Annotated in this window: 8 protein-coding genes and 1 pseudogene; 3 read left to right on the forward strand and 6 right to left on the reverse strand. The window is 50.9% G+C overall.

The genetic code is table 11. The annotated features are described in order from the left end of the window. Positions 1 to 145 precede the first annotated feature (145 nt). The 6 genes and pseudogenes from QZ280_RS10795 to QZ280_RS16360 all read right to left on the reverse strand — a co-directional run. Complete coding sequence (locus QZ280_RS10795; protein WP_293443901.1) at positions 146 to 1,162, reverse strand: sterol desaturase family protein; 1,017 nt, start codon at positions 1,160 to 1,162, stop codon at positions 146 to 148. Between the two features lie 135 nt (positions 1,163 to 1,297). Continuing rightward, complete coding sequence (locus tag QZ280_RS10800) at positions 1,298 to 2,575, reverse strand: ABC transporter permease subunit (protein ID WP_293443904.1); 1,278 nt, start codon at positions 2,573 to 2,575, stop codon at positions 1,298 to 1,300. Then, positions 2,572 to 3,378: an ABC transporter ATP-binding protein gene (locus tag QZ280_RS10805; RefSeq protein WP_293443907.1), complete on the reverse strand. Its 807-nt coding sequence runs from the start codon at positions 3,376 to 3,378 to the stop codon at positions 2,572 to 2,574. The genes QZ280_RS10800 and QZ280_RS10805 overlap by 4 nt, the downstream gene beginning before the upstream one ends. 116 nt (positions 3,379 to 3,494) lie before the next feature. Further along, positions 3,495 to 4,493, reverse strand: coding sequence for an ABC transporter substrate-binding protein (locus QZ280_RS10810; RefSeq protein WP_293443909.1), 999 nt, complete (start codon positions 4,491 to 4,493; stop codon positions 3,495 to 3,497). Positions 4,494 to 4,820: 327 nt separating this feature from the next. After that, positions 4,821 to 5,405, reverse strand: coding sequence for an IclR family transcriptional regulator C-terminal domain-containing protein (locus tag QZ280_RS10815; protein ID WP_293443912.1), 585 nt, complete (start codon positions 5,403 to 5,405; stop codon positions 4,821 to 4,823). Between the two features lie 39 nt (positions 5,406 to 5,444). Continuing rightward, positions 5,445 to 5,597: pseudogene (locus QZ280_RS16360) on the reverse strand (helix-turn-helix domain-containing protein); the annotation flags it as partial. Positions 5,598 to 6,724: 1,127 nt separating this feature from the next. Between QZ280_RS16360 and QZ280_RS10820 the strand changes: the two are divergent. From QZ280_RS10820 to QZ280_RS10830, 3 genes are read left to right on the forward strand one after another with little or no spacing between them, the layout of a single operon-like run. After that, positions 6,725 to 8,014: an FAD-binding oxidoreductase gene (locus tag QZ280_RS10820; protein ID WP_293443915.1), complete on the forward strand. Its 1,290-nt coding sequence runs from the start codon at positions 6,725 to 6,727 to the stop codon at positions 8,012 to 8,014. A 48-nt stretch (positions 8,015 to 8,062) separates the two neighbouring features. Further along, complete coding sequence (locus QZ280_RS10825) at positions 8,063 to 9,682, forward strand: dihydroxyacetone kinase subunit DhaK (protein ID WP_293443918.1); 1,620 nt, start codon at positions 8,063 to 8,065, stop codon at positions 9,680 to 9,682. A gap of 20 nt (positions 9,683 to 9,702) precedes the next feature. Further along, the gene (locus tag QZ280_RS10830; RefSeq protein ID WP_293443921.1) at positions 9,703 to 10,050 is read left to right on the forward strand and encodes a cupin domain-containing protein; all 348 of its coding nucleotides are present in this window, start codon (positions 9,703 to 9,705) and stop codon (positions 10,048 to 10,050) included. Positions 10,051 to 10,529 lie beyond the last annotated feature (479 nt).

Raw genomic sequence — 10,529 nt, forward strand, 5'->3', positions numbered from 1 at the left:
ACTCTCGCTAAGCAAAACTGCCGCTCTGTCTCAAAGCCCGTGACGGGATACAGTTTTTTATCAAGCAATCAACTGTTAGATGACGCTGTGCAGGTTGACCGCCATAGGTATAGATATGTTTGATCGAAAGCTCTCTCTTGACGGACTACTTGCGGGCAAAAATAAGTTTCTTACGGGCGCGAATGCGTTTGGTTGCGGCGTCTGTGCCATTGTGGAAACTGTGGAACCATCGATCCAGCGGCATCTCTTCAGAGCCATAGTTGCACTCGAAAAAACGATGATGAAGCTGGTGATGGAATGAGCCGGCCTTGATCGTTTCTCGCCCTTTAATGAGGAGCTTGTCGAAGCCCGAATGCGAATAGAGCGCGCCAAGGCTGAGCGAGAACATGTGAAAGATTACGTGGATAGGATGCGAGGGCAGGACAAAGTGGATGAGGATACCAGAGAAGTAGCACAAAAGTTCAACTGGATGCATCGACAGGCCTGACCAAGGGCCAGTGTTGATATTGCGGTGATGAATGTGGTGAACGGTCTTAAATAAAAACGGCAAGTGGATCAGGCGGTGGATCCAATAGAAATGGAACGATTGCCAAAAGCGGATCACGAAGAAGAATGCAATAAACCAAATCGGAGCGGATCCAAAACTATCGAGCGCTAAAATCCAGCCGTTTGCAGCAGCGTAAAAGTAAAGAACCATCCAAGCAGACCAAATCGGTATGCCCCAGATCAACGACCAAAAAAGATTGTCCCAGACTTGATCGCCAAAAGTGAAGCGAGCGCTCTTCTCCATAGGGCGCAAGTCAAATTTCAGCCGCATCTGTTGGCCAGAGAATGTATAGAGATAAAGATGCAGCGCTGTTCCAAGGATCAACACCGCGCATAGATTGATGCTGTAGATGCTCAGCACCCAGTTTGGGGCCAATGTGCTCATTTCCGCCATACTTGGCCAGAGGAACAAGAAAGCGATGATCGCGAAGATAATGTGACTGACAGGCGGCGACAGCTTGGTCCAAGTACGCAACAACCAAATCAGCGCTGCCTTTGGTTTTGGCGGAAGGTCGAAAACCGGTGACATATCGATTGGAAGTTTTGGATGGTAGTTCCAAACGCTCGAAGATCCGGCTGGGATCTCGATATCCTCCACTTCGTCAACGTGTGTCATGCCCCTGCTCCAAAAAATTTCATAAAACAAAACTAATGTTTTATCTTATTGGCGTAAGGTCTTTCAGGTCAAGTCCTCGCCGCGCACAAAAAAGGCCCCTTGAAGGGGCCCTTTTCAAATCGCCTTTCATGGTCGTTAAGCTTTGCCTTTCCAAGGCACCAGATAACGCTCTGCCATGCGCATCAACATGTCGATGCCAAAGCCGATGACGCCAATCAGAATAATGCCCAAAATCACGATGTCCGTGTTTTGGAAACGCGAAGCGACCATGATCATCATGCCTGCACCTTGCTCAGCCGCGACAAGTTCCGCCGCAACAACCGTGCCCCAGCAAACACCCATCGCAACACGCGCACCGGTGAAGATCTCAGGCAGCGAGTTGGGAATAATGACGTAGCGCATGATTTGCCATTTGCTTGCACCCAACGAATAGGCTGCATGCACTTTGGAGATGTTCACGCCAGATACGCCAGAGCGCGCAGCGATGGCCATGATCCATAAGGCAGCGAGGAAGAGCAGGATAATTTTACCTGTCTCACCAATGCCGAACCAAATGATAACAAGCGGGATCAACGCGAGCGGCGGCACAGGGCGCATGAATTCGACGATTGGATCGAACCATCCACGGAACCAGTTGCTAAGGCCCATCGCATAACCCAGCGGAATACCAATCAAAGCGCCAAAGAAGAAGCCAACGACAACACGGAATAGCGAATACCCAAGGTGCTGTACAAGCGTGAAACCGCGAAAGCCTTCGTCAAGCACTTTGAAAGTACGCTTCCACACGGTTTCCGGCGCTGGAAGATAAAGCGGCTCCATTTGCCAACCACGGGTCGGAGCCACGTTTGGCGTTCCTTTGTCAGACAGTGTCACTGTGCCGCCTTCGATTTTCACTTTTCCGCCGGGTGCTATTGGTGTTCCGTTGATAGCAACGACTTTAGCACCGTCTTTCTTGGTGATCTCATCGTTCTTATCAACGCGCACAAGACCCGTGCGCCATTGCTGAATGGCCGCAGAGTCGTTCTTGGCAAACCCGTCGCCTGCTTCAACCTCTGGCGCATCGACTTTTGCATCACGTGGGAAGACGACAACCGAAACAGTTGCATCATCGCGCGCACCGTCTCCGGCTTCAGCTGTGTATGTAAATTCAATGTCTCCTGCGAAAGGACCGGGCGCGTGTAGGAACTTTGGCAACAAGGTAGAGCCCGTGAACATACCCCAGATCAGGAACAGCGTAAGGATCGAGATCACCCCTGCCGCGCGGTTCGGGCGCACAGCGCTTTCGTCACCGAAAGTAACGGTCTTGAGCGATGTGTAATCCTTGGTCGTGGCACGTGCGACGACTTTGGTAATGATGAAGAAAGAGGCAACAAAGATGCCCACGTAAATGGCGAGTACGAAAAGACCAGTCATGATGCGTTCTCCGTGCGGCCCATAATTTCTTCTTCCATGTCCCAAATCATCGACAGGATTTCATCGCGTTTCACTGCAAAATCAGGATGTTTCTTCACTTCGCGAAGATCTGCATCAACGCCCATTTCTGCGAATGGCAGGTTGTATTCTTTGTGAATACGACCCGGACGCGGTGCCATAACGATGAGACGCTCGCCCAGAAGAAGCGCTTCTTCAACAGAGTGGGTTATCAGAATAATCGTCTTGCCCGTCTCTTTCCAAAGCTTGAGCACAAGGCTCTGCATCTTTTCACGGGTCAAAGCGTCCAAAGCACCGAGCGGTTCGTCCATCAAGATCACATCAGGATCATTGGCCAAGCAACGGGCCAAAGCCACACGCTGCTGCATACCGCCAGACAGTTCGTAGACAGCCTTTTCTTTGAAGTCCTGAAGTCCAACAACATCGAGCAAATGATCAACAGTCTCGCGCTTTTCGGCGTTTGGCATGCCCTTCATAGACGGACCAAAGCCGACGTTTTCACGCACGGACATCCATTCGAACAAAGCGCCCTTCTGGAAGACCATGCCGCGCTCCGCGTCGGGGCCTTGAATTTCGTGATCATTCAGGATCAACTTACCACTGGTCGGAGCCAAGAAACCCGCGGCGATATTCAAAAGAGTGGTTTTGCCACAGCCCGATGGACCGAGCACGCTCATCAACTCGCCTGCTTTGAGGTCGAGTGAGACATCTTCAAGCGCTTGAACCGCGCCGCCGTTTGGCAGCTCGAAACGCATGGATAAGTTTTGTATGGAAAGGCCGGACATTAGTGGATTCCCTTGCAAGCCGGTTTTTGTTGTTCACCGCAGCTTATGTGTGCTGCTTGAAAGGTGTGAACCCGGCGCAATAAAGCGCCGGGTTCGAAGTTGAAAGCCAGTTGGGCTTACATGCCTTTTGCAGTTTCGAGTGGCGCTGTATTCAATGCACCCTCATAGCTGTCCAGAGCGGAGTCGATGGACTTCGCGTTTACGAAGACGTCTGCCACGCCTTTCATGAAGCCAGCCGCTGTACCGTTGAGCCATGCTTCAGAAAGCTGGTCTTCGATTGTTGGGAAGGACATCGTGGAAATCGCGCCGCGCGCTGCTTCCAGGTCCATACCAGATTGCTCAGCAATCACTGCCAGCATCTCTTCGGATGGGTCAGCTGCCCACTGTGCGTTTGCATCAGCTGTCACTTTGAGGAACTTCGCGAGCATGTCGCCGTTCTCAGCCGCGAAGGCTGCAGGAACAGAAGTTACGTCAAATACGAGGATACCGATGTCTTGCTTTTCTGCACCTGTGAGAAGCTTGTCACCGAATTCCTGCATTTTCGCCCAGCCACCACCATAGCCACATGCGAAATCAACAGCTTTTTGGCCAAGAGCGTTCGCGCCCTCGGGCGGAGGCATGTCAACGATCGACAAGCTATCGAGTGGCACACCGAAGTGGTCCATGTGACGGATGAAGCTGTAGTGCGCCGCTGTACCGAGTGGAACAGCAACTTTCTTGCCAGCCAGCTCGCTTGCGTTGTCTTTGTCGATCTCGAGATCAGCGTGAACCGCACAGCCTTGGTTCTCGGCGTAGCTCACAGCAACGTCAACCAACTGAAGGTCCTGACCACCGGAAACGGCAACCACGAATGGCGGCAGACCTTGGGACAAAGCGATCTGAACGTCGCCAGACGCCATAGCTGCAGACATTGCCGTACCCGTCTCGAAGGATACCCAGTTCACTTTTGTGCCAAGCGCTTCGTCATAGGTACCCGCGGCTTTTGCAGCCATCATCGGCATTGGCCACTCTAGGAAGTACGCAACAGTGATTTCACCGTGGCCATCCGCCATAGCAGTCGTACCGGACAGCATTGCTGTCGCGCCAAGTACTGCGCCTAGAATTGTTTTTTTCATTTTGTTCTCCCAGTTGGTTAGTTGGTATTCTCAGAACACCTCCAGTTTCACATTGCAAAACCAGTTTTTCGTAAAATAAGACTAAGGATTAGCCTTGTGACCCGTCAATTGTTTTCTTCGACCAACAACGTGCATCAAAGACAACACTCTAAAAAAACAGAGTTCAAGCCGATTCTATGTCCCGCTGTTTCCTACGATCGTTAGGCTACAATGAAAGCGTCCTCAAAACATCGGGCCAGTTTGAGCGTTGATGTCAGTCCAGTTTCCCACTGGCCCTTCTCTCGCATCGAAAAGATTGCTGTTTCCAGTCGCACCGTATTTCCGTTCTCAGCTTGGTTGAGGGTTTTTTGGGGAAATGCCACCGATCAAGTCTGTCACCCGATTTGCCGAGGCTTTCAACTCGACGCTCCAGTCTATTAGGTCTTTAATCTTGTGTCTTGGATGTGTTGACCAAAGGTTCAGAACCGCGATTGGCTCACCCAGATAATCAAAAATCGGCGCTGAAATGCCAAGAAAGTGATCGTATTCTTCGCGGTCATTGCAGCCAAAGCCCTTATCACGAACCTGTTGAAGCTCTGCTTCAAAGTCTGCTCTTTTTGTAATGGTGCGTTCGGTGAACCGCTCAAAATCATAATCATTCAACTTGGCATCAAGAATAAGCGGTGGCAAAAATGCGAGCAAGGCTTTGCCGGAAGCAGAGCAATGCACTGGTTCACGCATTCCGGAACGCTGAACTCCACCCATTGACCTAGAAGGTTCCAACACACGCAAGTAGACGACTTCAAGCCCCGCAGGCACACCGAGAGTGACATGAGAGTCAAAAAGTCCTTGCAACCGGATCATTTCATCCAGCGCCAGTTCTTGTATGTCCAGACCGCTATACGCACTGCGAACTAGATCGAACAATCGCACTCCAAGCAAATAGACCTTCTTTTGTGGCTCAAATCGCAGCATCCCCTCTTCAACGCCGATTGCGAGCAATCTGTGGATCGTGCTTTTGTTGAGCTTGGTCTTCTCTACAATCTCCGAGAATGTCAGAGGTTTTTGAGCCTGACTAACAGCCGTAAGTAGAGCCAAAAGTTTGTGTATGATAGAGCTTTGCATTTTGAATCCAAACGAAATTGTCGTTCCTCCCTTTCGAAAGGCACATTGCTTAGAAGAACACTAAATTCGACTACATGGAACTGAAATGTAGTAATATGAAACCAACAATCTTGCCTTGAAGACAAAAAGCGCAGGCTGTAGTCTGCGCTTAGATTTGTTGCAATCAAGTGCCTGTAAGCAAATCGACCGCCAGTTTTGAATTTGGAGACAAATAGGCGAAGCAAAAAGGACTTTCAAAAGTCCCTTGTCAGATTTTCTAAATCAAGGGTTTTGACATCTGGCATGGCCAATCCTTACTATGGAATTCGAAGGTTGCGCATGATTGAACGGAAAAGTGTTGTTTTCGTGACTGACTCAAATGGCAATGTTTACAAGGGTCCTAGCTAGTGGTGCCAACCAATCTTTTGAAGTGTGGACTTTACCTAACGGTTTAATGGTTGTGCATGTTGTGTCGGTACATGTCGCCAATCAGCAAAGAGAATCCAAAACACATCCAGCCGCGAAGTTGCTTCAACGATTTTATAAAGGCGATTTGATAGAACTTCAGGACAGAAAATTTGGGCCAATCATAGCAAGACTTGAGAAACTCGACGAAAATGGGACCATGGAATTGGTCCCTCACAATGGGCTCATGCTCCCGACCGCTATAAAAAAACTTGGCGAAGACATTTTTATCCGCCTCAGATTAGGTTCGCTTTGCGGACATCACGCTCTCAGGGTTTATGTAGACGAGATAGGAAAAGTGACGGGGCCTTTGCGAGAATGGCCAGTTTCATCCTCCAATGAGGATCGCAGATTGAAGCACTAGGCAGATGGAAACCATGGCGGATGTAAGCTGTTTCGACATTAGATCCGCCATGGTGTTCAAAATCGGCGGTCCAACTGCAACTTCCAGTTCGCTAATTCATCTACTAAAACCACGCTGCTTGAGCGACATCTCACTGCCAAGACTTTTATCAACTGTCTCTGATAATTTCTTTGATTTTTAGGTGAGCATCCGCCACGTAAGTGAGGCTCTTTTTTAAATAAATTTCTCCAGCTCAGTTGACCGTCGGTAGATTGCCGCATAGTTTTCTTTAATGATATTTTAGTTTCACATTGCGGAACCTATCGGAGCGCTCAGGTCTATGCCCGTTCAAGAAGAAATACACTGGACAACAACGTCGATCTCGGCACCTAAACTTGCGCGCCTCAGCGACTCATTGAACGTAGACGTCCTCGTCATTGGCGCAGGTCTGACTGGGTGTCGAACCGCTCTAGGATTGGTTGATGCCGGTGTTTCGACCGCGGTAGTTGATGCTAAGAATGTCGGGTGGGGTGCATCTGGTCGCAGTGGCGGGCAATGCAATCCGATTTGGCGCAAAACTCCGGAAGACATCAAAAAAATGTTCGGTGTCAAACAAGGTAAAAACCTGATCCGCACGACGCTTTCCTCGGCAGATGATCTTTTCCATGACATAAAAAACTACAAGATCGATTGTGATGCAGTACAGGCAGGCTGGGTTCAAGCAGCACATACACGCAAGGCGATCAAAGACATGCGACGTCTCGGCAAAGCCTGGGCCGATGCAGGTGCCGATATCTCCGAGATCGAAGGCGATGCAGTTGAGAAAGCTAGTGGTTCTCCCGCGTATAGCTGGGCTTTGAAGCATAGCGCGGGTGGTCATGTGCATCCACTTTCTTTGACGCTTGGATATGCCAAAGCCGCAATCGATCGCGGGGCTCAAATGTTTAAAGAAACGCACGTTACATCGTTACAACGCGTGGATGGCAAATGGCGGGCGAAGACACCAAATGGCGAAGTAACGGCAGAGAACGTCGTGATATCGACCAACGCTTATTCCAACGACATATGGCCGGGATTGAAGCAGACGTTTCACCCTCTCGTCAGCGTGTCACTTGCGACCCGCCCACTTACCACTGACGAACAAAAGACGGTTCTGCCGGGCTCTGTAACCATTTCGGATTCGCGGCTTGCGATTTATTATTCTCGCTATGATCGCGATGGCCGTTTGATCTTTGGCTGCGTCGGAAGCACAGATCATGCTGATGTGCTCAGCTTAGGACGTTTGCGCGACGGGCTTAGAACCGTATTCCCCCAAATTGGGAATATCGAGATTGAACGGAAATGGGCGGGCCGCATCGCGGTAACCCCTGAAATGATGCCACATATGCACGAACCTTCTCCTGGCGTGCTTGCTGGCGTTGGGTTTAGCGGCCGTGGCATTGCGATGACATCTGTTATGGGGCGGGCTTTATCAGGCAAATTACTTGGCGCAACTGACGACGCGCTTCCGTTTCCAGTACAAGATATCAGCCCTATACCGATGCATGGTTTGACCAGCCGACTCATTCCGTTGGCAGCCCCAGCTATGACTCTCAAAGACAAGTTCGACTCGCTCACTAACGGCGCATGAACCTCAATATAAATTGAGCGGCTAACTGCCCCTAAACGGAGACCCCCTGTGACCCAATTCATCAATTCACGCGAAAACGCTGTAACAGAAGCGATAGATGGGCTGATCCAGGCGTCAGGTGGCGCTTTGGCGAAACTCGATGGCTTTCCGCATATCAAAGTGGTCGTACGCAACGATTGGGACAAATCGAAAGTCGCAATCGTATGTGGTGGTGGATCGGGTCATGAACCTTCGCATGCTGGTTTTGTAGGTCAAGGCATGCTGACTGCGGCAGTTTGTGGCGACATCTTTGCCTCCCCTTCTGTCGACGCGGTGCTTGCAGGTATTCTTGCTGTTATAGGCTCGTCAGGCTGCTTGCTTGTTTTGAAGAACTACACTGGGGATCGTTTGAACTTTGGTCTTGCCGCAGAACGCGCCCGCGCGATGGGTCTCAAGGTGAATATGTTGATCGTGGGCGATGACATTGCATTGCCCGATCTCGCACAGCCACGCGGTTTGGCAGGAACACTTTTGGTCAACAAGGTGGCGGGAGCTTTGGCAGAAAGCGGTGCTTCTTTGGATGAGGTCACGGCTGCTGCCCAAAAGGTTAGTGAGAGTGCGCTTACCATCGGCATGTCGCTCGACACCTGCACTATTCCTGGCACGCCTAAAGAGGCGCGAATTTCTGAAAATACGGCAGAGCTGGGGTTGGGAATTCACAATGAACCCGGCGCAGAGCAAATCGACTATTCAACCGCAGATGCCGCTATCAAAGCTGTGAGTGATAAGATGGCTCCTCTTATGGGTGACACGCCACATGTGGCGCTGCTTAACAACCTTGGTGGCGCGTCTGTCTTGGAAATGTCTGTGCTTGCAAACGCTCTGGCTCACTCAAGCATTGCGGACAAAGTCAGCGACATTGTAGGACCCGCTTCACTCATGACCTCCTTGGACATGCACGGCTTTTCTCTGACTGTAGTCCCTGCCAGTGCCGCTGATATTGCACATCTTGATGCGCCCTGCGCCCCTGCTGCATGGCCGGGCTGCAAGTCGTTTGGTGCGCCACAGACACAGCCAATGCCGGAGGGCTTGGCGCTTCGTACCTTCAAAGCCTCTACTGATGAGAAGAATGCACAAATTCTTGATCTTATCTGTAAGACCTTCATCGCGTCCGAGGCTGAACTCAACACGCTTGATGCCAAGTCAGGCGATGGCGACACTGGCTCGACCCTTGCGGGTGCGGCGCGCGGGCTTGCCTCTGCGCAAGATCGCCTCCCGATGGCCAACACAGAAGATCTTTTTGGGGCCATCGGTCAAGAGTTAGGGCAGATCATGGGGGGCTCTTCTGGTGTCCTGCTCGCGATTTTCTTCACCGCTGCGGGTGAAGCTGCGGCTACGGGAGCATCCCTTCAAGGCGCGCTGCAAGCTGGATTGGAGCGCATGAAGTCCGTGGGTGGTGCAGCGATTGGCGATCGCACAATGATCGACGCTTTGGAGCCTGCACTCGTGGCACTCAACAATGGACTAGGCGCAGCGGCACAAGCTGCAAGAACTGGCGCTGACTCCACCGCTGCGATTTTGCAGGCAAAAGCAGGGCGCGCAAGCTATGTCGGAGCAGCCCAGCTTGAGGGCCACCGCGATCCAGGCGCGCAAGCCGTCGCTTTAATGTTTGAAGCACTTTCCCAGTAATATCAAATTCAGGACACGCCATGCAGTTTATCAACTTCGCAGAGCAAGACATCACGCCTTTCGACAAAGAGGTAAAAGATGATATCATCGAAGGGACGCCTAAGCAAAAGGTCTGGAGCCATTTCGTTAGCTCTGATGGCGCGTTCAAATCCGGTATGTGGGACAGCACGGCAGGTGTTTTTCGTGGACCGATGAACGACCAGATCGAGTTTTGCCACATTCTTGAAGGCGAAGCGCGGATAGAAACCGCCGATGGTGAAAGCCGTGTCGTAAAAGCAGGCGATGCATTCGTGATGGACAACGGGTTACAACCAGTTTGGCATGTCGAAAAATACGTTCGTAAACAATATGTTATTGCCGTTGCATAACTTCGGTGAACGGTAAACCAAAAGGGGCGAATGCGGATGCCCAACCTCGATTCTGAACCGCTAGGATCTGTTCCTGCCGGTCAGTTTCGGATTTGAAGTTTGACGTTCGCCCAATGGAGAACAGGCCACGGTTTACACTGCCGCAGTAATTTCCACACCGCGATTACGCTCAGCTCACAAACGGTCATTTTTGAGCTCCCTACCCTACCCGCGTGTTTTAGGGCCTTTAGAGGGCTCAAAAACCCAGTTCAAAATCTTTTGTGTTTTGAACCGTTTTAGATACCATCAAGACATGATTATTGGATACGCACGTGTTTCGACTGAGAGCCAGCACCTCGATACTCAGATAACCGCTTTAAATGGAATTAGTGCTGAGCGTATGGCCTGAAGCTGTGCCGTGAGATTGCCGCCCTGAAACAGCGGTGCAGCCAACGACCGCCCCTTGCTATGTGCTTTTGATCGCTTTGCTTAGAACTTGT

The sequence above is a fragment of the Planktotalea sp. genome (assembly GCF_018607995.1).
Classification (GTDB): domain Bacteria; phylum Pseudomonadota; class Alphaproteobacteria; order Rhodobacterales; family Rhodobacteraceae; genus Planktotalea.